The organism is Streptococcus sciuri, from assembly GCF_024814375.1.
Taxonomy (GTDB): Bacteria; Bacillota; Bacilli; order Lactobacillales; family Streptococcaceae; genus Streptococcus; species Streptococcus sciuri.
In genome coordinates this window covers 99025-119920 of record NZ_JANUXX010000006.1, presented here as the reverse complement: position 1 = coordinate 119920, position 20896 = coordinate 99025, and the positions used below count along the sequence as shown (strand labels likewise).

The window sequence follows — 20896 nt, the reverse complement described above, 5'->3', positions numbered from 1 at the left end:
GCAGTAAAGGTATCTTAGTCTAGCTCTGGTCTACCGCTAAAGGATTACCCCTTTAGTGGGAACACTCATCATAATGTTAATAAAGCAAGAAAGGCTTGTTTACGATAGGTTCTTAGGGTTAAAACTTATCGTAAGCAAGTTTTTCTTGTTTCTTATCTAAAAGAATTTAAAAGGAGGGAGTAGTCTTTTTCTCCTTTTTTGATAATAGTATTCTTTTATCAGATTGATAAAAAAATACTATTATCCAAGAAGAAAAATTTATGCTACACTTTTACTATCGTCGATAGGAGGTACAGCATGAATTGGGATTTTATGATTCGGTATTGGCCTCTCTACCAAGAGGCTCTTATTAAGACAGCGAGTCTAGCTTTTTTTGGAATTTTGGGAGCTAGTATTTGGGGGCTACTCATGGCTTTGGTACGATTCTATCGCCTACCTATTTTATCTCAATTGGCTCAGATCTATATCGAGATTTCCCGTAATACTCCCCTCTTGATTCAGCTTTTCTTTTTCTATTTTGGTTTACCTAAGCTAGGTTTGACCCTATCTTCAGAACATTGTGCCATCTTTGGGCTAATCTTTCTGGGAGGGTCCTACATGGCGGAAACCTTTCGCAGTGGTCTTGAGGCCGTGGGAAAAAATCAGCTGGATTCAGCTCTTGCTCTGGGTTTTAAGGACTATCAAATCTTTTTTCACATCATTTTGCCCCAGGCTCTATCCATTAGCCTCCCTTCTTTTAGTGCTAATGTCATCTTTTTGCTCAAGGAAACCTCGGTTTTTTCGGTTATTGCTCTTGCCGACCTCATGTATGTGGCAAAGGATTTGATTGGTCTTTACTATGAAACAGACGAGGCTCTATTGCTCTTGGTCTTTGCTTACCTGCTCATACTCTTACCTATTTCCCTCCTATTTCACTGGTTAGAAAGGAGAAGTCGCTATGCCGGATTTGGGTCTTCAAGTATTCTCGCAAGGAAATAACTTCTTTAGACTTTTGCAAGGGGCAGGAGTTACCATAGGTATCGCTTTCCTATCGGTTCTCATTTCTCTTGTTCTCGGATTAATCTGGGGTATTTGGCTGACGAGGGGGGGAATATTGGTGCGGACAATAGGTCATCTTTATTTGGAATTTATCCGAATTATGCCTCAGTTGGTTTTGCTCTTTCTGGTTTATTTTGGACTATCCAAAACTCTTCACATCAACCTCTCGGGCTGGACTGCCTCGATTATCGTCTTTTCCCTCTGGGGCATTGCGGAAATGGGCGATTTGGTGCAGGCAGCCATTCACTCCTTGCCCCCGCACCAGTCTGAAAGTGGTTTGGCTCTGGGTCTTTCCAAAAACCAGCTCTACCGCTACATTATATTGCCTCAAGTCTTTCGAAGACTTCTACCCCAGATGATTAACCTCATCACTCGTATGATTAAGACCACCTCTTTGGTTGTCTTGATTGGTGTAGTCGAAATGGTCAAGGTAGGACAGCAGATTATCGAGAGCAATCGCTTAGCTATTCCTAAGGCTGCCTTTGCTGTTTATGGAACAATTTTTTTACTCTATTTCGCTATCTGCTTTCCTATTTCCAAGCTTGCCAGCTATCTTGAAACACATTGGAGGGATTAAATGTCAGCAAGTATTTTACGTTTAGACAATATCGAAAAATCTTTTGGAGAACGTCCGATTCTGAAAGGAATTTCCTTTGAAGTGAAAAAAGGCGAAATCCTAGTTATTCTCGGATCTTCGGGTTGTGGGAAATCGACTCTACTTCGCACCATCAACGGTCTTGAAAATATTAATCAGGGACAGATTTATTTCCACGAACAAGCCGTTCATGAGAAAAAGAATGATTTGACCTCACTTCGCCAGAAAATTGGCATGGTTTTTCAAAATTACGAGCTTTTTCCCCATCTCAATGTTCTAGAAAATCTAATTCTAGCTCCTGTCAAGGTGCAAAAACGCAAGAGAGAAGCTGTCATCAGAGAGGCAGAAAATCTGCTTGAGCGAGTTGGTCTGCTTGATTATAAAAAGCATTTTATCCGCCAACTCTCGGGTGGACAAAAGCAACGGGTCGCCATCATTCGTGCTATTCTCATGAATCCTGAAATTCTCCTTTTTGATGAGGTGACGGCTTCTTTAGATCCTGAGATGGTCAAGGAAGTGCTGGATTTGATGACCGATTTAGCCCAAGAAGAGCGGACTATGATTATCGTGACCCATGAACTGAGTTTTGCTCGTGAGGTCGCAGATCGCATTATCTTTATGGATCAAGGCAAAGTTCTTGAAGAAGATACGACGGAACAATTTTTTACCAAAACCAAGAGTGAGCGTGTGCGGAAGTTCCTATCTACCTTTCACTACACTGCTCCCAGCTACCAATAAAGGAGAAATTTATGAAAACATTGCACAAAATCACTACATTTTTAAGCGTCCTTCTCTTTGCTGTCCTCCTCGGAGCTTGTAGTCAGCAGAGCTCTAATGACAATACCAGCCAAGCTTCAGGAACTGCTCGTAGTCTTGAGGAAATCAAGAAAAGCGGTAAAGTTACTATCGGTGTATTTAGCGATAAGAAACCCTTTGGCTATGTCGATGAAAATGGTGATTACCAAGGCTATGATGTTTATTTTGGTAATCAGCTTGGTAAAGAGTTGGGAGTCAAGGTCAAGTACGTTCCCGTTGATGCAGCTAGTCGGGCGGAATATTTAGTTTCAGGAAAGGTAGACATTATTCTCGCCAATTTTACTGTTACTAAGGAGAGAGCCCAACAGGTTGATTTTGCTCTCCCATACATGAAAGTATCTCTAGGTGTTGTTTCCCCTAAAAAAGAGTTAATCACTAAGGTTGATCAGCTCAAGGGTAAGAAACTCATCGTTAGTAAAGGAACAACCGCCGAAACATATTTTAGCAAGCATTATCCAGATATTGAACTTGTCAAATTTGATCAATATAGCGATGCCTATGCTGCTCTTCTTGATGGTCGAGGTGATGCCTTTAGTACGGATAACACAGAAGTGCTGGCTTGGTCTTTGGAAAATAAGGGTTATGAAGTGGGAATTACTTCTCTTGGTGATGTTGAAACTATCGCTCCTGCAGTTCAAAAGGGCAACAAAGAATTACGTAGCTTCATTAATAAAACAATTAAAAAACTTGGTAAAGAAAACTTTTTCCACAAAGACTTTGATGAAACTCTCAAACCTATCTATGGTGACAGTGCTAAGCCAGATGAGATTGTAGTCGAAGGAGGTCAAGTAAAAAAATAGTTCTTTAAGAAAATATCACAAAAATGTCTAAACACTTTTAAACTTGGGTGTTTAGGCATTTTTTAAAGCTATCAGATGTTGCATAAAGAGTAAGATTTTTTCCAGTCAAAGGATGTGTCAGTGTCAGCTGATAAGCGTGGAGCATGAGACGTCCTTTAGGATGGGAATGGTAGAGAGGATCTCCGATAATGGGGTGTTTATGATAGGAGAGGTGCACGCGTATCTGATGTGTTCTTCCAGTATCTAGTTGACATTGTAAAAGTTGAGCTTTGGGATAGCTTTTGATGCGTTTTAGGTGGGTAATAGCTTTTTGTCCATGTTTATTATCAATAACTCGTTTTCTACGATCATGGCGATGTCGTCCGATTTTATCTTTATAGGTGATAATTTTAGGAAAGGATGCTCCCTCAACGAGCGCCCAGTAGTAGCGCTTGATAACTTTTGTTTCTAACATACGATTGATAATAGGTAGAATAAAAGGGTTCTTTGCAAAGAGGACAAGACCACTGGTCTCTTTATCAAGGCGATGCACAATATAACAAGTGTGTCCAACATAGGCTGAGACATGGTTGAGAAGTGCAAGTTCATTGGGCTGATTGGCATGGGTTTTCATACCTTCAGGTTTATTGACAACGATAAGGTGCTCATCTTCGTATATAGGATAGACTAACTTTTTATTGCCTGATAGGATAGTTTTCTTTGGATAATCCTCATCATCAAATATCAGAGTGATACTATCTCCCTGTTCAACCTTATTTTGCCAATGAATAAGATGACCGTTGATGAGGACATGCTTTTTGATGCGTAAAAAGTGGCGAATTTTCCTAGGGATGAGTAATTTCTCTTCAAGCAATGCTTTTATGCTTAATTTTGGATAAGGATTTTGAAAAGTTACTTGAAATACCATAGGATTATTATACCATGCTGGCTTGGAAATGAGGTTTTTCTGCTATAGTTTAAGTTTTTTTTGGTACAATAACGATATGAAATTACTTGAATCTTTGAGAAAGGCCTTGGATAAGGTCAAGCAATTATCGTTTTACACAAAAAGTAACGTTAGAGAGAATGTTGCACCAAAGGTAGAGGAGAATCAAGTAGAGCGCCAGTCGGTGTATCAACGTAGTCGTGCTCACAAAGAGAGTGAAAAAATAAGACCAAAGTGGCTTAAAGTGCTTTTACAGTTAGTGCCTTCTCCTGAAAGTCTGGTAAGGCGTATTTGGCGACGCTACAACATTGGAAAGATTATGCTGATTATCCTGTCTATCCTTGTGTTAGCGACAGGTTCTTATCTTTTTTATCTATCAAAGACAGCTAAGGTCTCAGACTTACAAAATGCACTTAAAGCAACGACACAAATCTATGATAAAAATAATGCGTACGCAGGTAGTCTCTCAGGGCAAAAGGGTACTTATGTGGAGTTGGATGCTATTTCAGATGATTTAGAAAATGCTGTCATTGCTACAGAAGATCGCACTTTTTATCAGAATAATGGAATAAATCTGTCACGTTTTCTTCTGGCAGTTGTGACCTTTGGGCATTTTGGAGGGGGCTCTACCATTACGCAGCAGTTAGCAAAAAATGCTTACCTAACGCAGGATCAGACGATTAAACGGAAAGCAAGAGAATTTTTTTTAGCTCTAGAGTTGACGAAAAAGTACAGCAAGAAGGAAATATTGACCATGTACTTGAACAACTCTTATTTTGGAAATGGTGTATGGGGTGTTGAAGATGCTAGTCAAAAGTATTTTGGGACAAGCGCAGCGAATCTGACTCTGGATGAAGCAGCGACACTCGCTGGAATGCTTAAGGGACCAGAGGTGTATAATCCTTACTACTCCATCAAAAACGCAACCAATCGCAGAAATACGGTTCTCTATGCTATGGAAAATGCTGGAAAAATCAGCAAAAGTCAAGCAAAAGAGGCGATGGCAGTTGGCATGGGCAATCGTCTGAACGATACATATGTTAGCAAATCCGATGATTACAAATACCCATCTTACTTTGATGCGGTTATCAATGAAGCTATCAGCACTTATGGCTTATCTGAAAAGGACATTGTCAATAACGGTTACAAGATTTATACTGAGTTGGATCAAAACTATCAGACAGGTATGCAGACGACCTATGCAGACACGAGTTTGTTCCCTGTTTCTTATTATGACAACACCTCTGCAGAATCTGCTAGTGTAGCTCTAGATCCAAAGACAGGTGGCGTCCGTGGTTTAGTGGGACGTGTGAATAGTACGGAGAATGCTACCTTTAGAAGTTTTAACTATGCGACACAATCTGAGAGAAGCCCAGGATCGACCATCAAGCCTTTGGTGGTTTATACTCCAGCTGTGGCTTCTGGTTGGTCGATTGAGACGGATCTTCCTAATCAGTTAATGAACTTTAATGGCTATCAACCACATAATTATGGCAATTATGAAAGTGAAGATGTGCCAATGTATCAAGCACTTGCTAATTCTTATAACATTCCAGCGGTTTACACGCTTAACAAACTGGGTATCAATAAAGCTTTTACTTATGGTACTAAGTTTGGTTTAAATATGACTAACACTAAAAAGGAGTTAGGTGTCGCACTTGGTGGTGGTGTCACGACCAATCCTCTTGAAATGGCTCAGGCTTATTCTACTTTTGCAAATGGTGGTGTTATGCACAAAGCGCACTTGATTTCTCGGATTGAGACGGCAAGTGGTGAAGTAGTCAAGAAATTCACAGACAATGCTAAGCGTATCATCAGTCGATCCGTTGCTAATAAAATGACCAGTATGATGCTTGGAACATTCTCAAATGGAACAGGAGTGAACGCTAATGTTTATGGCTATACTTTGGCAGGTAAGACAGGAACAACGGAGACAGACTTTAATGCTGAACTTACCAATGACCAATGGGTGATTGGTTATACTCCAGATGTTGTTATTAGTCAATGGCTAGGTTTTAACAAAACTGATGAAAATCACTATTTATCAGACTCTAGCTCAGGAACCGCATCGACCATCTTTAGTACACAAGCTTCGTATATTTTGCCTTATACGAAAGGAACCATCTTTGATGTGACCAATGCTTACACTGAAAATGGTATCGCATCAACCTATAGTAGTAACGATACGAGTTCTGATAATAACAGTCAGTCCCAGTCTATCATTGATAGTATCAAAGATTCTGCAAGCGATGCAGCAGAGTCTATTACCAAGGCTGTTGAAGATGCTAATCTAGGTGAAAAAGCTAAAAATATATGGGATAGTGTTGTAGATTTATTTAGATAACTTGCCAACTTTGCTATTTCATGATAAAATAACACATACGGGAGGTATCATGGTACAGAAAAAAGCGAGTCTAGCGTGTGTTGATTGTGGCAGTCGTAACTATTCAATTGCAATTAGTAGCAATCCCAGACCTACACGACTAGAAGTTAATAAGTTTTGCAAACATTGTAAAAACTATACCTTACACAAGGAGACACGCTAGTTAGGAGGACAATCGTGAAGTTTATTACAGGAACTTTTAGAGTTTTGCGTGATACGACTTGGCCAGGTCGTAAGCAACGTTGGACAGATTTTATCGCTATCTTGGAATACACTGCTTTTTTTGCAGTTATTATCTACATTTTTGATAAGATTTTACAGTTAGGATTGATGAAGTTACTCGAATTTTTTAGGTAATGAGTAAAACTACAGTTTGTAAGCTGTAGTTTTTTTGTCATTGACAAGAAAGAGGAGTTTTACTATAATAAAAAGAGAGCTAGCCGTCTAGGCTTTTTTAGTAGGGAAAGGATACAGTATGTTAGATAGTTTTGATAAAGGATGGTTTGTGTTACAAACCTACTCAGGATATGAAAATAAAGTCAAGGAAAATCTCCTCCAACGTGCGCAAACGTATAATATGATGGATAACATCTTGCGTGTAGAAATTCCGACCCAGACAGTCAATGTGGAAAAAAACGGTGAGGTTAAAGAAGTTGAAGAAAATCGTTTTCCAGGGTATGTCTTGGTCGAGATGGTGATGACAGATGAAGCTTGGTTTGTCGTGCGTAACACACCAAATGTTACAGGATTTGTCGGTTCACACGGTAACCGTTCAAAACCAACGCCACTTTTGGAAGAAGAAATTCGCTCTATTCTCATCTCAATGGGACAAACTGTTGACATTTTAGATACCAATATCAAAGCAGGAGATGTGGTACAAATTGTTGATGGTGCTTTTACTGGTCAAGAAGGACGTGTTGTTGAAATGGATGGAAATAAGGTTAAATTGATGATTAACATGTTCGGAACCGAAACACAAGCTGAAGTGGAACTTTACCAAATCGCTGAATTGTAATCATTCTTATTAAGGACGCCTCTAAACTACTTGAGTTTAGGGGTATCTTTTTGTTTTTAAAAACGATGTCATTTTAAAGCATATCCACTATCGAACTATCTCTTTTCATTTATCTGCTATACTCAGAATATTACAAGACAAAAATAAGCAAGAAGTGGCTTCAGAAAGGATGCTGGTGTCTGAAAATGGAGATTAGATTACAAAATATCCGAAAAAATATGGCTCTTTTGAGGCGTTAAAAAGATATTGATTTGGTATTTGAAGAATGGCAGCGCGTGACGTCTTAAATGTTTTAATCGCTGGTAAACTTTATTATTTGGGAGATATTGATGGATTTATCAAGGAACATTCGACAACTAATTTGCAATTGCGAGTTAAAGAAGGGTATTCGGTTGCTTCCCTTGATGTATCGTCATTTGTGATAAAGAGTGACGTCATAACTGAAAGTGAAATTATCTTTAGAGATGTTACGGTTGATGAGATAATGAAAATCATTTCAGATAATAAAGATAAATCTATTATTGATTGCTTTAACGCAGCTTATCCTAACTTAGAAGTGGCTTATTTTAACTTGCTGAGGGAAAAGGAAGTACCCCCCATTTTTTCTATTGCGTCAAAATGGGAAGTGAATTGGAACGTCAGCTTTCTTCAAATTTATTACACATGAGTGCTTGGATGCAGATAGTCGTTTTAGTGTTTTTTTGCTGATTGATTTGGAAAATCGTGGTGGTCAGGCGATTTCGTATCTCTATTGGACGATTTTAGAACAGATTGCTCAGCTTGGATTTTCGAATCTTTTTACCGAAATCAGCAAATACAACAAGCCGTCGCTTTCTTTGTCACGTTTGAATAGTTTTCGAGAATATAGTCAGACCTATGAAGATATTTTACATTGTCGATTGTTGTGTAGCAATTTGCCAAAAGTGATAAAAACTTTTTATTTGTCAGATTATCATGGCAAGACATATGATTTATCGACTTTTGAGATTTTAGAGAAAATTGAGGACTCGAAGGGAAACCTTTATTTGGAAACAGATTTCAAAAGAGGAATTGTCTTTTAAAGTGCAAGTCTTAGCGAGGCTTCCTTATTTTTAAAAAGTGGCATTGTTTCAGTTAGAGATTGTACAGGAAGCAGGGCGATATTATCTGCAGGCTGATTTTTTGTTTGGCTTAAATTTCTTCTTACTCAACTGAGAATAGGCATGAAATTTCTTGTGATTTCGCTTTTTTTTAATTCTTTTCGTGGTATAATAGTAACCAACACTAAGAACATGGAGAATAACATGGTAGCTTATAATCATAAAGAAATTGAAAAAAAATGGCAAGCTTTTTGGGCGGATAATCATACTTTTAAAACAGGAACAGACAGCACAAAGCCTAACTTTTATGCGCTAGATATGTTTCCTTACCCATCTGGTGCTGGTTTGCACGTAGGTCACCCAGAAGGATACACTGCGACTGATATTCTTAGCCGTTTCAAACGTGCTCAAGGTTACAACGTTCTTCACCCAATGGGATGGGATGCTTTCGGACTTCCAGCAGAACAATACGCAATGGATACTGGTAATGATCCAGCAGAATTTACAGCCAAAAATATTGCAAACTTCAAACGCCAAATCAACTCACTTGGTTTCTCATATGACTGGGATCGTGAAGTGAACACAACTGATCCTAATTATTATAAATGGACTCAGTGGATTTTCACGAAATTATACGAAAAAGGCTTGGCATACGAAGCTGAAGTGCCCGTTAACTGGGTTGAAGAATTAGGGACAGCTATCGCCAACGAAGAAGTACTTCCTGACGGAACCTCTGAACGTGGTGGTTACCCAGTTGTTCGTAAACCAATGCGCCAATGGATGCTTAAAATCACGGCTTATGCTGAACGTTTGCTCGAAGATTTAGAAGATCTTGATTGGCCAGAGTCCATCAAAGATATGCAACGTAACTGGATTGGTAAATCAGTCGGTGCCAATGTTACTTTCAAGGTAGCGGGTACTGATAAAGATTTTACAATCTTTACAACACGTCCAGATACCCTCTTTGGTGCGACTTATGCTGTCTTAGCGCCTGAACACCCACTTGTTGAAGCTATTACAACACCTGAACAAGTGCAAGCTGTTACTGACTACAAACATCAAGCGAGTCTTAAGTCTGACCTTGCTCGTACAGACCTTGCTAAAGAAAAGACAGGTGTTTGGACTGGTAGTTACGCTATTAATCCAGTAAATGGTAAAAAAATTCCAGTCTGGATTGCTGATTATGTTCTTGCCAGCTATGGTACTGGAGCTATCATGGCGGTTCCTGCCCATGATACACGTGACTGGGAATTTGCAAAACAATTCAACTTAGAAATCATTCCAGTTCTTGAAGGTGGAAATGTTGAAGAAGAAGCTTACACAGAAGATGGACTTCATATTAACTCTGGTTTCCTAGATGGTCTTGATAAAGCGCAAGCTATTGATAAAATGGTTGAATGGCTTGAAGCAGAAGGCGTTGGTAACAAGAAAATAACTTACCGTCTTCGTGATTGGCTCTTTTCACGTCAACGTTATTGGGGCGAACCAATCCCAATCATTCATTGGGAAGACGGTACAACAACAGCTGTCTCCAAAGATCAATTGCCACTTGTCTTACCAGTAACTAAAGATATCAAACCTTCAGGTACGGGTGAATCACCACTGGCTAACTTGACAGATTGGCTTGAAGTGACACGTGAAGATGGTGTTAAAGGTCGTCGAGAAACAAACACAATGCCACAATGGGCTGGTTCAAGCTGGTACTTTCTACGCTATATCGATCCACACAACGATGAAAAGTTAGCTGATGAAGAATTGTTGAAACAATGGTTACCAGTTGATATTTACATTGGTGGTGCAGAACACGCTGTGCTTCACCTTCTTTACGCTCGTTTCTGGCATAAATTCCTTTATGATTTAGGTGTCGTTCCAACCAAAGAACCATTCCAAAAACTCTTTAACCAAGGTATGATTTTGGGAACAAGCTACCGTGATCACCGTGGTGCGCTTGTAGCAACTGATAAAGTTGAAAAACGTGATGGTTCATTTTTCAACATTGAAACTGGCGAAGAACTTGAACAAGCACCAGCGAAAATGTCTAAATCACTTAAAAACGTTGTTAATCCTGACGATGTGGTTGAACGTTATGGTGCAGACACACTTCGTGTATACGAAATGTTCATGGGGCCACTTGATGCTTCAATCGCATGGTCTGAAGAGGGTCTTGAAGGATCGCGTAAATTCCTCGATCGTGTCTATCGCTTGTTGACAACAAAAGAAATTGTTACAGAAAACAATGGCAATTTGGATAAAGTTTACAATGAAACTGTCAAAGCTGTTACCGAACAACTTGAAGCCATGAAATTTAACATAGCCATTGCGCAATTGATGGTTTTTGTCAATGCAGCGAACAAAGAGGATAAACTCTTTGCTGACTACGCTAAAGGCTTTGTCCAATTGTTAGCACCGTTTGCTCCACATCTTTCTGAAGAATTATGGCAAACATTGACACAGTCAGGACAATCCATTTCATATGTTGCATGGCCGACATGGGATGAAGCAAAACTCGTTGAAAACGATGTTGAAATTGTTATCCAAATCAAAGGTAAAGTACGTGCAAAACTCGTTGTACCAACGAATTCAAGCCGTGAAGAACTTGAAAAATTAGCTCTTGCTAACGACAAAATCCAAACAGAACTCGCTGGGAAGGACATTGTCAAAGTGATTGTGGTACCTAACAAACTTGTAAATATTGTTGTGAAATAATGAAAAGTTGGCAGTGCCAACTTTTTTGCTTATCTTATTTATCAGTCGTTGAATTATTATGGTCATGTATAGGGTGCTTATTTTTTGATATGTGTAACCAATTGTAGAGACAACTACTCACCATCAAACTGAAACTTTCTTAATAGAAGTGACTTTTACGATGTTTATCACAGGAAAAGATAGGGAAATATAAAAACCACTAGGATTAGTGGCTATCTAGCTTTTCATAAAAGATAATTTCGCTAACGTTTATGTAGGGAAAAAGGTAAATATAGGCTAAACCAAAAGTCATCAAAACGATTAGATACCAGACGATAAAACTCAAATCAAGAAGAAAGAGTTTCCACTTATATCCTTTCATAAGAGTGATACTTTTTTTGATAATTGTTAGTGTACTTGGATAATGGTCAGAATCACGGTTAATCATATCAAAAGCAATATAGGCTGACATGCGATAAGCAAAGTAGTAGCGAATTACGGTAGCAAAACCCCACAGGCTAATTACACTTCCTAGTAGGATAAAGCCAATAGGATAGTAGCTGATGGTGTCGATGGTCAGTAGATATTTGCCCAGATAGATGATGCTAACTCCCAAGAAGGATATCCCTAGTAAAAGTGCTAAAAAAATCCCTTTTAGGATGTGGATGCGTATCAGTCGCCAGATGTAAATTTTTGAAAATGCCAATTGATTATCCCAAAATTGAACGGTTTGTTTTTGTTGTCTAGTTACTAAAAGCATGGTGAAGTTAGCAGATAGAGTAAAAAGCAAGGTCAGAATACTAATCAAAAGACTCATGATATTAAAGGTTATACTCGTCTTACTTGGTGCAAAATTAGGCAAGAGCGAAGCATAGAGTAGCATAATAGAAACAGCATATAGAGCATAGCTCCCCTTGGTATTTGCAATGAGGTGTTTTGCAGTAGTTTTGATCTCAGAAGTACGCATAAGTTTCCCCTTACTATGTGATTGGATTTATTATACCATATTTTACCGTATAGCGAATCTCTCATGACAAGCTCTTTTTTTTTTGGTACAATCAATAAGGTTATTATAACTTTGACATGAGTTGAAATATATGGAGAAAAGTAGTGACAGAATATCCAATCAAATACCGCTTGATTAAACAAGAAAAACATACAGGAGCTCGTTTGGGAGAGATTATCACACCGCATGGCACATTTAAAACCCCCATGTTTATGCCAGTCGGTACGCAAGCAACCGTCAAAACACAATCTCCCGAAGAGCTTAAGGAGATGGGCAGTGGCATCATTTTAGCAAATACTTACCACTTATGGCTACGTCCTGGCGATGAGTTGATTGAGCGTGCAGGAGGACTGCACAAGTTTATGAACTGGGATCAAGCAATTTTAACAGACAGTGGAGGGTTTCAGGTCTATTCCTTAGCAGAAAATCGTAATATTAGCGAAGAGGGGGTGACTTTTAAAAACCATCTCAATGGTGCCAAGATGTTTTTATCTCCTGAAAAAGCTATCGCTATCCAAAACAATCTCGGTCCGGACATTATGATGAGTTTTGATGAATGCCCACAGTTTTACCAGCCCTATGATTATGTCAAGAAGTCCATTGAGCGTACTAGTCGATGGGCGGAACGTGGATTAAAAGCTCACCGTCGTCCACATGAACAAGGGCTTTTTGGCATCGTTCAAGGAGCTGGCTTTGAGGATCTTAGACGTCAGTCAGCAAAAGATCTTGTTTCGATGGACTTTCCAGGATACTCTATAGGCGGTCTTGCTGTCGGAGAGTCACATGCGGAGATGAATGCAGTGCTTAACTTTACAGTACCCATGTTGCCACAAAATAAACCACGTTATCTAATGGGTGTTGGAGCGCCGGATAGTCTTATTGATGGTGTTATCCGTGGGATAGATATGTTTGACTGCGTGTTGCCGACCCGTATTGCACGAAACGGTACCTGTATGACTAGCATGGGGCGTCTCGTGGTGAAAAATGCTCAATATGCTGAAGATTTTAGTCCACTTGATCCTAATTGTGACTGTTATACCTGCCAAAATTATAGCAGAGCATATATTCGCCACCTTATCAAGGCAGATGAAACCTTTGGCTTACGTCTTACTAGCTATCATAATCTTTACTTCTTGGTTAATCTTATGAAAAATGTGCGTCAAGCTATCATGGATGACAACCTATTAGAGTTTCGTGAAGATTTTGTTGAGCGTTATGGTTACAATCATTCAAAACGTAATTTCTAATTGGATATTTTTCTATCCAAGGCAGTTTTACAATAATTTGCTATAATTGAAGTATCTCAAATAAAGGAAGGTGTTCTTATGAAATTAACAACAATCGGTTGTTGGGGAGGTTATCCGTACAAGAATGCTGGTACGACTAGCTACCTCATCACTGCTGAGAATGGCTTTCAGTTGCTCATGGATGTAGGGAGCCGTGCGGTCAACGAGTTAGAAAAAGAAATCAGTCCACTTGATTTGGATGCTGTCATTATCAGTCACTATCATCCAGATCATGTAGCAGATTTGGGTGTGCTTTTTCATTATCGTCAGCTCTATCCAAAGCATCTCTGGAACTCAAAGGTGCTTCCTGTTTATGGACATGATGAGGATAGATACGAGTTTTCAAAGCTGTCCTTACCTAGCGTAGCAAAGGGGATAGCCTATCATACAGATGGTGTTGAGCAAATTGGACCTTTTGATATTACCTTTATCAAAACAGTGCATCCAGTTGTCTGTTATGCTATGCGTATCGTAGAGCGTGAGACAGGGCAGATTTTAGTCTTTACAGGAGATACAGGCTATTTTGATAAGCTAGCGTCTTTTACTAAGGGTGCTGACTTGTTCTTAGCGGACGTTTATCTTTTTGAAGGCAATGAAAATCATCCGGCTCATCTCACTTCAAAAGAAGCTGGTGAGATTGCTAGCAAAGCGAAAGTGAAAAAGCTAGTACTCACCCATGTTCCACAATTTCCAGCTAGAGGCATCCCAGAAGAGAACTACCTAGAAGTGCTAAGAGAGCAGGCCAAACACCACAGCAAGGGCATTCCAGTTGACCTTGCTAGCCCACATAAATCGTGGGATTTAGGTGCACTCTAATGGCGATATTTTCAGAAGAGCAAAAAAATTACTATATGAGTCAGGCACTCCTTGAGGCTCAGAAATCACTTGAAAAAAACGAAATTCCTATTGGTTGCGTGATTGTCAAAAATGATGCTATTATCGGACGTGGACACAATGCTCGCGAGGAAAAGCAACGAGCTATTTTACACGCTGAAATCATGGCAATCAATCAAGCTAATGCCCTTGAGGGCAATTGGCGACTGTTAGATACGACTCTTTTTGTGACGATTGAGCCTTGTGTCATGTGTAGTGGAGCTATTGGTCTTGCTCGCATTCCACAAGTTGTCTATGGTGCTAGAAATAAAAAGTTTGGTGGGACTAGTAGCCTTTATCAGATTTTGACGGATGAGCGTCTCAACCACCGTGTGCGAGTAGAAAGTGGTATTTTAGAAAAGGAGTGTGCGACTCTTTTACAGACGTTTTTCAAGCAAAAAAGAGCGCTCCAAAAGACACCTAAAAAATAATATTTGCATTATGTTACATTTATGCTATAATAAAAGTGGAGCAACGGTCTTACGTGAAGTGGGTCAGGGGAGGAATCCAGCAGCCCTAAGCGGTGTAGAGCGTGTGCTCTTTTTTATATCTTCAAAAGTATTGTCTTATTTATTTCGAGTTAAAAAGTGAAGTGGCATTGTTGCACGGCATGTACCAATCCCAAAATTTTAAGGAAAATTGGAGAAACTACAGTTATTTTGATGAAATCTTGTTTTTATTTTTACAATGCTATTTTCTGAATGGTAACGGTTTATTTTCTCTAGAAAAAGCATAGCAAAACCATTGAAAAAAAAGCTGAAAAAGAGTAAGATAAAAAGAGAATTGTTTTTTATTTGTAAGGAGAATATGATGTCACATATTTCATTTGATTATTCAAAAGTACTGGATAAGTTTGTCGCTGCTCATGAGGTTGAGTATTTCCAACCACAAATAAGTATTGCAGATAGTATGCTTCGTAGTGGTACGGGACCTGGTGCAGACTTTTTAGGATGGCTTGATCTTCCAGAAAATTATGATAAAGAAGAATTTTCACGTATTTTAGAAGCTGCTAAAAAGATTAAATCAGATAGTGAAGTGTTGGTGGTTATTGGTATTGGTGGATCTTATCTTGGTGCTAAGGCTGCGATTGATTTTTTAAATAATCACTTTGCAAACCTTCAAACAACTGACAAACGTAAAGCTCCACAAATTCTTTATGCTGGAAATTCTATCTCTTCTACTTACCTAGCAGATCTCGTTGAGTATGTTCAAGATAAAGAGTTTTCTGTCAATGTTATCTCAAAATCAGGAACAACGACAGAACCAGCTATCGCTTTTCGTGTTTTCAAAGAACTTTTGGTTAAGAAATATGGTCAAGAAGAAGCCAATAAACGTATTTATGCAACAACTGACCGTGTGAAAGGAGCTGTTAAAGTGGAAGCCGATGCTAACAACTGGGAAACATTTGTTGTTCCAGATAACGTTGGTGGACGTTTCTCAGTGCTTACTGCCGTGGGTCTTTTGCCAATTGCAGCTTCTGGTGCTGATTTGAGTCAATTGATGGCAGGAGCTAACGCTGCTCGTAAAGACTTGTCTTCAGATAAGATTTCCGAAAACATCGCTTATCAATATGCCGCTGTCCGTAACGCTCTGTACCGCAAAGGCTATACTACTGAAATCTTTGCTAACTATGAGCCATCTCTTCAATATTTTGCAGAATGGTGGAAACAATTAGCAGGTGAGTCAGAGGGCAAGGATCAAAAAGGCATCTATCCAACCTCAGCTAATTTCTCAACAGACCTTCATTCACTAGGGCAATTCATCCAGGAAGGGACACGTAATCTATTTGAGACTGTTGTTCGTGTTGCAAAACCACGTAAGAATGTGGTTATTCCTGAGCTTGACGAAGATCTTGATGGATTAGGTTATCTACAAGGAAGAGACGTTGACTTTGTCAATAAAAAAGCGACAGATGGCGTACTTCTTGCTCACACAGATGGTGGTGTGCCAAATACATTTATCACTATTCCAGAGCAAGATGAGTTTACTTTAGGTTACCTCATCTACTTCTTTGAACTTGCAATTGCAGTTTCAGGTTACCTCAATAGTGTTAATCCATTTGACCAACCGGGAGTTGAAGCTTACAAGAAAAATATGTTTGCTCTGCTTGGTAAACCAGGATTTGAAGATTTGTCAGCAGAGTTAAACGCACGCCTTTAATTCATCATTAACATGGATAAGAGCTTCCGTAAGGGAGCTTTTTTGCGTGAAAAATTCCCCAAAATTCTTAAAAAATTTTCTGGAACCGATTGACAAAAATTATATATATATAATAGACATAAATATAGAGATTTTAAGGAAAATGGAATACAAAAAATGGTCAAAAAAATCAAAGCTGAAGATGGAAAAATTTATGTTGAAAAGAAACCATTTTACAAACGTGTATGGTTTATCGTGTTAGCGATACTAGTTGTTATTGGAGTGTTTGCTGATAGTGATGATTCAAAAAAGGCAACTTCAACATCAACGATTACACGTAAAGCTGGTACAGCATATTCATCGAGTAAAGCTGGTACAATAGATTCATCAAGTGAAGTAAGTTCGGAAAAAGTAGAGACTGACTATTTTGTAGGACAGACTTTTACAGTTGGAGATGTGGAATATACAGTCAATTCGGTATCGACATCACAGACTGTCGGAGATGAATTTATCAATGAAACTGCACAAGGAACTTACCTATTACTTAATATTACAGTTAAGAATAATGGAGATAATGCTTTGTCAGTATCGAATGATTATTTTACTTTGTATAAAGGCAAAACAAAATATACATCTGATTCAAAAGCAAGTTTATACGCTAGCAACCATACAGGTTTCTTCCTAGAAGAAGTTAATCCAGGCAATGCTTTAACTGGTACTGTTGCTTTTGATATTCCGCAAAGCGTCGTTTTAGATCCTAGTCTACAATTACAAGTTCAGACGGGTTTTTTGGGGACGCAGACAGCATTGGTAAATATCAATAAATAAGATGAGGAATCTAGTCAATGGCTAGATTTTTTGATTTTTAGAGACATTTCTTTCCCAATTTTCTAAATATTTGCTATAATAGTAAATCATAATAGTAAAATTTGAATTAGAAGGATTTGAGTGTTTAGCAAGGAGAGTTTTGAATAACTGTATCTGCTAATTGAGAAAGGCTTTATGAGCCTCTTCAACGCTCTAGGTATCTTAAATATATGACTGCACAAAAGATGACTGCTAAAGAAATTATTGCTTTTATTGGAAATGCTGAGAAAAAAACAAATGTTAAAGTGACATTTGAAGGTGAATTAGCAGTAGCTGTTCCAGAAAGTGTCGTTAAGCTTGGCAATGTGCTTTTTGGTGATTGGAAAGATATTGAGCCACTTTTGGTCAATTTGACTGAAAATAAAGATTACATTGTTGAACAAGATGGTCGTAATTCCGCTGTGCCATTGCTTGATAAACGCCATATTAATGCTCGTATTGAGCCAGGTGCCATTATTCGTGACCAAGTGACAATTGAGGATAATGCTGTTGTGATGATGGGAGCTATCATCAATATCGGTGCAGAGGTTGGTGCAGGAACCATGATTGATATGGGTGCTGTTCTCGGTGGACGTGCTATTGTAGGAAAGCATAGCCATATCGGTGCAGGTGCTGTTCTTGCCGGTGTGATTGAACCAGCTTCCGCTGAACCAGTTCGTATCGGCGATAATGTTCTTGTTGGAGCTAATGCTGTTGTTATTGAAGGAGTCCAAGTAGGTAATAACGCTGTTATTGCAGCAGGCGCTATCGTCACTCAGGATGTCCCTGACAATGTCGTCGTAGCGGGTGTTCCAGCGCGTATTATCAAAGCTATTGATGAAAAGACACAACAAAAAACAGCACTTGAAGAAGCGTTACGCCAATTATAATGTATAATGGTGATAGGTCTAAAACATTTGTTTTAGACCTTTTGGTTAGGTAGGAGAGATGGAGGATAAGATGACACTAGATTTGATTCAAATACGTAGAGATTTGCACCAAATTCCTGAAATTGGTTTGGAGGAGTTTAAGACTCAGTCTTATTTACTGGATAAGATAGAGATGATTATCAAGACGAAACCTTTTATTAGTTTCCGTACTTGGCGGACGGGTATTATTGTTTTTATCAAAGGATTTGCACCAGAGAGAACGGTTGGTTGGCGTACGGATATTGATGGTCTGCCAGTCAAAGAGCATACTGGTTTACCTTTTTCTAGTAGGCACGATGGGCGTATGCATGCTTGTGGACACGATATTCATATGACTGTAGCACTTGGTTTACTTGAAAAAATGGCAGAAACACAACCTAAACATAACCTCCTCTTTTTGTTTCAACCAGCGGAGGAAAATGAGGCGGGTGGTATGCTCATGTATCAAGATAATGCTTTTGGTGATTGGTTACCTGACGAATTTTATGGTCTTCATGTCCGCCCAGACTTTCCTGTGGGAACCATTGCGACAAATACAGGGACTTTGTTTGCTGGGACCTGTGAAGTCTTTATAACATTTACAGGAAAAGGAGGACATGCTGCTTTTCCACATGAGGCAAATGACGCTTTGGTTGCAGCCTCTTATTTTGTCACGCAAGTTCAGACCATCGTTAGCCGAAATGTGAATCCCATAGAAGGTGGTGTGGTTACTTTTGGCTCTATGCATGCAGGAACGACGAATAATGTTATTGCAGAAACCGCTACGCTCCATGGTACGGTACGTACTTTGACACAGGAGATGAGTCTTTTGATACAGCAACGTTTGCGTGATTTAGCAGATGGAATCGCTAAGTCTTTTGGGCTTAGTGTTGAGGTTGAACTCAAGCAAGGTGGCTATCTTCCAGTTGAAAATAATCCGTCATTAGCACGACACTTGATGACTTTTTTTGATGAGGAAGAAGGTGTTACTTTGGTGGATTGCTTGCCAGCGATGACAGGTGAGGATTTTGGATATCTCTTGCACCAAGTGCCTGGTGTGATGTTTTGGCTAGGCGTTGATAGTCCTTATGCTTTGCATCATCCTCAAATGACGCCAGATGAAAGAGCTATTCCTTTCGGTGTGAATGCTATTAGTCGCTTTTTAAAGGATAGAGCAGATTGATAAATCTCATAGGAGGGTATTCTCTTATAGGATTGGACAGTTGTTTTTAGAATAGTTGTATTTCCTAAAGAAAAACAGATTAAGTATAAAAATCTATTTTTTGGTATCATAGAGCTATGGAAAAAAATGTGATTCGAAAAATGCTAATCGCTAAAATGATAGCGCATGATAAGGTGGTAAAGGCTAGGCGTGATGAGCAACTGCTTTGGGATGTGTTGAGAAGCTCTGCTTACCAAGATAGTCAGGTGATTGCGACTTATCTTTCTTTTAGTCATGAGTTTGCGACTCTTCCTTTGATTAAACAAGCTTTAGTAGACGGCAAAACTGTTCTCATCCCTAAAACGTATCCTAAAGGTCGGATGATTTTTGGTGAGTATAAGGAAGATGAATTGATCCAGACAAATAGAGGTCTTTTTGAGCCTGAAAGTGAGAAAGCTTTTTCTAAAGATAAGATTGACTTTATCCATGTCCCAGGGGTAGCCTTTAATGAAAAAGGTTTTCGTATAGGATATGGCGCAGGGTATTATGACCGTTATTTGACGGGTTTTTCAGGAACGACAGTGAGTACGATTTATGATTTTCAGCGTTATGATTTTGAGGAGGAAAAGCATGATATTGCAGTGAGGGAGGTTTTTGTGCGATGAGTGAGATGAAAAAATATCCTGCTACTTTGCTTCTTTTGATTTTGACAACCTTTATTTTTCTAGCTATGCAGCTGACTTATGGTAGCTATGCAGATACTAGCATAGCAGGTATCCAGTTTGGGGCGATGTATGGTGATTTGGTTAAGGTTAGTCCGATTCAGCTTTGGCGCTTGATTACCCCAATTTTTGTTCACTTTGGTTGGCAGCATTTTATCATCAACATGCTGACAGTGTACTTTTTAGGGCAGATAGCTGAGACTATTTGGGGGACACGCCGATTTTTATTGCTTTATGTGCTATCAGGCGTTATGGGAAATGCAGTAACTTTGTTTTTTACGCCTAACGTTGTGGCTGCTGGGGCATCAACTGCTATCTTTGGTTTATTTGCAGCAGTGATTCTAATTGGTTATTATGGTCACAATGCTCAGCTCAAGCAGTTGAGCCGTTCCTATCAAGCTCTGATTGTGATTAACTTGATTTTTAATCTCTTTACACCTGGGATTAGTTTAGCAGGTCATCTAGGAGGTCTGTTCGGTGGTGCTCTGATTGCTGTTTGTTTACCAACTCTATTTGAGTCTCATCTCTTTAGCAGGAAGTATCGAATCTTAGCAGTTAGTCTATATGTGCTAGCCATTGTGACATTTGTTTTTCTAGGAGTAATTTGAAAAGAAGGGA

The 20896-nt window shown here is 39.1% G+C and carries 20 protein-coding genes, 1 other RNA gene and 2 pseudogenes; 21 read left to right on the top strand and 2 right to left on the bottom strand.

Annotated elements, in window-relative coordinates; all coding sequences use genetic code 11:
* Positions 1-297: 297 nt before the first annotated feature.
* From NXS10_RS06095 to NXS10_RS06080, 4 genes are read left to right on the top strand one after another with little or no spacing between them, the layout of a single operon-like run.
* On the top strand, positions 298-978 hold the full coding sequence (locus NXS10_RS06095; RefSeq protein ID WP_259138789.1) for an amino acid ABC transporter permease: 681 nt from the start codon (positions 298-300) through the stop codon (positions 976-978).
* The gene (locus NXS10_RS06090; RefSeq protein WP_259138787.1) at positions 938-1615 is read left to right on the top strand and encodes an amino acid ABC transporter permease; all 678 of its coding nucleotides are present in this window, start codon (positions 938-940) and stop codon (positions 1613-1615) included. Before NXS10_RS06095 ends, NXS10_RS06090 begins: the two co-directional genes overlap by 41 nt.
* Positions 1616-2371 carry an amino acid ABC transporter ATP-binding protein gene (locus NXS10_RS06085; protein ID WP_259138785.1) on the top strand — a complete coding sequence of 252 codons (756 nt, stop codon included), beginning with the start codon at positions 1616-1618 and terminating at the stop codon, positions 2369-2371. It begins immediately after the preceding gene.
* Between the two features lie 11 nt (positions 2372-2382).
* Positions 2383-3249, top strand: coding sequence for a cysteine ABC transporter substrate-binding protein (locus NXS10_RS06080; RefSeq protein ID WP_259138783.1), 867 nt, complete (start codon positions 2383-2385; stop codon positions 3247-3249).
* A 37-nt stretch (positions 3250-3286) separates the two neighbouring features.
* On the opposite strand, the gene NXS10_RS06075 is transcribed toward NXS10_RS06080, so the two are convergent.
* Positions 3287-4156 (bottom strand): RluA family pseudouridine synthase, encoded by an 870-nt coding sequence (locus NXS10_RS06075; RefSeq protein WP_259138782.1) that lies wholly within the window; start codon positions 4154-4156, stop codon positions 3287-3289.
* A gap of 244 nt (positions 4157-4400) precedes the next feature.
* Between NXS10_RS06075 and pbp2a the strand changes: the two are divergent.
* The 7 genes and pseudogenes from pbp2a to leuS form a co-directional block, all read left to right on the top strand.
* Positions 4401-6518: pseudogene (gene pbp2a / locus NXS10_RS06070) on the top strand (penicillin-binding protein PBP2A); the annotation flags it as partial.
* A gap of 49 nt (positions 6519-6567) precedes the next feature.
* On the top strand, positions 6568-6720 hold the full coding sequence (gene rpmG, locus NXS10_RS06065) for a 50S ribosomal protein L33 (RefSeq protein WP_259138781.1): 153 nt from the start codon (positions 6568-6570) through the stop codon (positions 6718-6720).
* Positions 6721-6734: 14 nt separating this feature from the next.
* Positions 6735-6914: a preprotein translocase subunit SecE gene (gene secE, locus NXS10_RS06060; RefSeq protein WP_259138779.1), complete on the top strand. Its 180-nt coding sequence runs from the start codon at positions 6735-6737 to the stop codon at positions 6912-6914.
* Between the two features lie 118 nt (positions 6915-7032).
* Positions 7033-7572 (top strand): transcription termination/antitermination protein NusG, encoded by a 540-nt coding sequence (gene nusG, locus NXS10_RS06055; RefSeq protein WP_259138777.1) that lies wholly within the window; start codon positions 7033-7035, stop codon positions 7570-7572.
* Between the two features lie 265 nt (positions 7573-7837).
* On the top strand, positions 7838-8239 hold the full coding sequence (locus tag NXS10_RS06050; protein ID WP_259138774.1) for a hypothetical protein: 402 nt from the start codon (positions 7838-7840) through the stop codon (positions 8237-8239).
* Positions 8202-8736: pseudogene (locus tag NXS10_RS06045) on the top strand (cylE protein); the annotation flags it as partial. The gene NXS10_RS06050 and the pseudogene NXS10_RS06045, both read left to right, overlap by 38 nt.
* Before the next feature lie 119 nt (positions 8737-8855).
* Positions 8856-11357, top strand: coding sequence for a leucine--tRNA ligase (leuS, locus tag NXS10_RS06040; RefSeq protein WP_259138770.1), 2502 nt, complete (start codon positions 8856-8858; stop codon positions 11355-11357).
* Between the two features lie 205 nt (positions 11358-11562).
* Here leuS and NXS10_RS06035 read toward each other — a convergent pair whose 3' ends face one another.
* Positions 11563-12303, bottom strand: a complete 741-nt coding sequence (locus NXS10_RS06035) for a DUF975 family protein (protein ID WP_259138768.1) — start codon at positions 12301-12303, stop codon at positions 11563-11565.
* Positions 12304-12446: 143 nt separating this feature from the next.
* Between NXS10_RS06035 and tgt the strand changes: the two genes are divergently transcribed.
* From tgt to NXS10_RS05985, 10 genes are all read left to right on the top strand, one after another.
* Complete coding sequence (tgt, locus tag NXS10_RS06030; protein ID WP_259138766.1) at positions 12447-13589, top strand: tRNA guanosine(34) transglycosylase Tgt; 1143 nt, start codon at positions 12447-12449, stop codon at positions 13587-13589.
* A gap of 78 nt (positions 13590-13667) precedes the next feature.
* Positions 13668-14444: an MBL fold metallo-hydrolase gene (locus tag NXS10_RS06025; RefSeq protein WP_259138764.1), complete on the top strand. Its 777-nt coding sequence runs from the start codon at positions 13668-13670 to the stop codon at positions 14442-14444.
* Positions 14444-14932, top strand: a complete 489-nt coding sequence (gene tadA / locus NXS10_RS06020) for a tRNA adenosine(34) deaminase TadA (RefSeq protein ID WP_259138762.1) — start codon at positions 14444-14446, stop codon at positions 14930-14932. Before NXS10_RS06025 ends, tadA begins: the two co-directional genes overlap by 1 nt.
* Before the next feature lie 27 nt (positions 14933-14959).
* An RNA gene (gene ffs, locus NXS10_RS06015) (signal recognition particle sRNA small type) lies at positions 14960-15054 on the top strand.
* A gap of 257 nt (positions 15055-15311) precedes the next feature.
* Complete coding sequence (locus NXS10_RS06010; RefSeq protein ID WP_259138760.1) at positions 15312-16661, top strand: glucose-6-phosphate isomerase; 1350 nt, start codon at positions 15312-15314, stop codon at positions 16659-16661.
* A 156-nt stretch (positions 16662-16817) separates the two neighbouring features.
* Entirely contained in the window at positions 16818-17468 is a 651-nt protein-coding gene (locus tag NXS10_RS06005; protein ID WP_259138758.1) for a DUF4352 domain-containing protein, read from the top strand.
* A gap of 209 nt (positions 17469-17677) precedes the next feature.
* Entirely contained in the window at positions 17678-18376 is a 699-nt protein-coding gene (dapD, locus tag NXS10_RS06000; RefSeq protein ID WP_259138756.1) for a 2,3,4,5-tetrahydropyridine-2,6-dicarboxylate N-acetyltransferase, read from the top strand.
* 70 nt (positions 18377-18446) lie between these two features.
* Positions 18447-19577, top strand: coding sequence for an N-acetyldiaminopimelate deacetylase (locus NXS10_RS05995; RefSeq protein ID WP_259138754.1), 1131 nt, complete (start codon positions 18447-18449; stop codon positions 19575-19577).
* Positions 19578-19693: 116 nt separating this feature from the next.
* Positions 19694-20221, top strand: a complete 528-nt coding sequence (locus NXS10_RS05990; protein ID WP_259138752.1) for a 5-formyltetrahydrofolate cyclo-ligase — start codon at positions 19694-19696, stop codon at positions 20219-20221.
* Entirely contained in the window at positions 20218-20886 is a 669-nt protein-coding gene (locus NXS10_RS05985) for a rhomboid family intramembrane serine protease (protein WP_259138750.1), read from the top strand. Before NXS10_RS05990 ends, NXS10_RS05985 begins: the two co-directional genes overlap by 4 nt.
* Positions 20887-20896: the final 10 nt, after the last annotated feature.

Coding starts and splice junctions, on each gene's coding strand:
- NXS10_RS06095 (WP_259138789.1), top strand. CDS start 298: ATGAATTGGGATTTTATGATTCGGTATTGGCCTCTCTACCAAGAGGCT.
- NXS10_RS06090 (WP_259138787.1), top strand. CDS start 938: ATGCCGGATTTGGGTCTTCAAGTATTCTCGCAAGGAAATAACTTCTTT.
- NXS10_RS06085 (WP_259138785.1), top strand. CDS start 1,616: ATGTCAGCAAGTATTTTACGTTTAGACAATATCGAAAAATCTTTTGGA.
- NXS10_RS06080 (WP_259138783.1), top strand. CDS start 2,383: ATGAAAACATTGCACAAAATCACTACATTTTTAAGCGTCCTTCTCTTT.
- NXS10_RS06075 (WP_259138782.1), bottom strand. CDS start 4,156: ATGGTATTTCAAGTAACTTTTCAAAATCCTTATCCAAAATTAAGCATA.
- rpmG (WP_259138781.1), top strand. CDS start 6,568: ATGGTACAGAAAAAAGCGAGTCTAGCGTGTGTTGATTGTGGCAGTCGT.
- nusG (WP_259138777.1), top strand. CDS start 7,033: ATGTTAGATAGTTTTGATAAAGGATGGTTTGTGTTACAAACCTACTCA.
- NXS10_RS06050 (WP_259138774.1), top strand. CDS start 7,838: ATGGCAGCGCGTGACGTCTTAAATGTTTTAATCGCTGGTAAACTTTAT.
- leuS (WP_259138770.1), top strand. CDS start 8,856: ATGGTAGCTTATAATCATAAAGAAATTGAAAAAAAATGGCAAGCTTTT.
- NXS10_RS06035 (WP_259138768.1), bottom strand. CDS start 12,303: ATGCGTACTTCTGAGATCAAAACTACTGCAAAACACCTCATTGCAAAT.
- NXS10_RS06025 (WP_259138764.1), top strand. CDS start 13,668: ATGAAATTAACAACAATCGGTTGTTGGGGAGGTTATCCGTACAAGAAT.
- tadA (WP_259138762.1), top strand. CDS start 14,444: ATGGCGATATTTTCAGAAGAGCAAAAAAATTACTATATGAGTCAGGCA.
- NXS10_RS06010 (WP_259138760.1), top strand. CDS start 15,312: ATGTCACATATTTCATTTGATTATTCAAAAGTACTGGATAAGTTTGTC.
- NXS10_RS06005 (WP_259138758.1), top strand. CDS start 16,818: ATGGTCAAAAAAATCAAAGCTGAAGATGGAAAAATTTATGTTGAAAAG.
- dapD (WP_259138756.1), top strand. CDS start 17,678: ATGACTGCACAAAAGATGACTGCTAAAGAAATTATTGCTTTTATTGGA.
- NXS10_RS05995 (WP_259138754.1), top strand. CDS start 18,447: ATGACACTAGATTTGATTCAAATACGTAGAGATTTGCACCAAATTCCT.
- NXS10_RS05990 (WP_259138752.1), top strand. CDS start 19,694: ATGGAAAAAAATGTGATTCGAAAAATGCTAATCGCTAAAATGATAGCG.
- NXS10_RS05985 (WP_259138750.1), top strand. CDS start 20,218: ATGAGTGAGATGAAAAAATATCCTGCTACTTTGCTTCTTTTGATTTTG.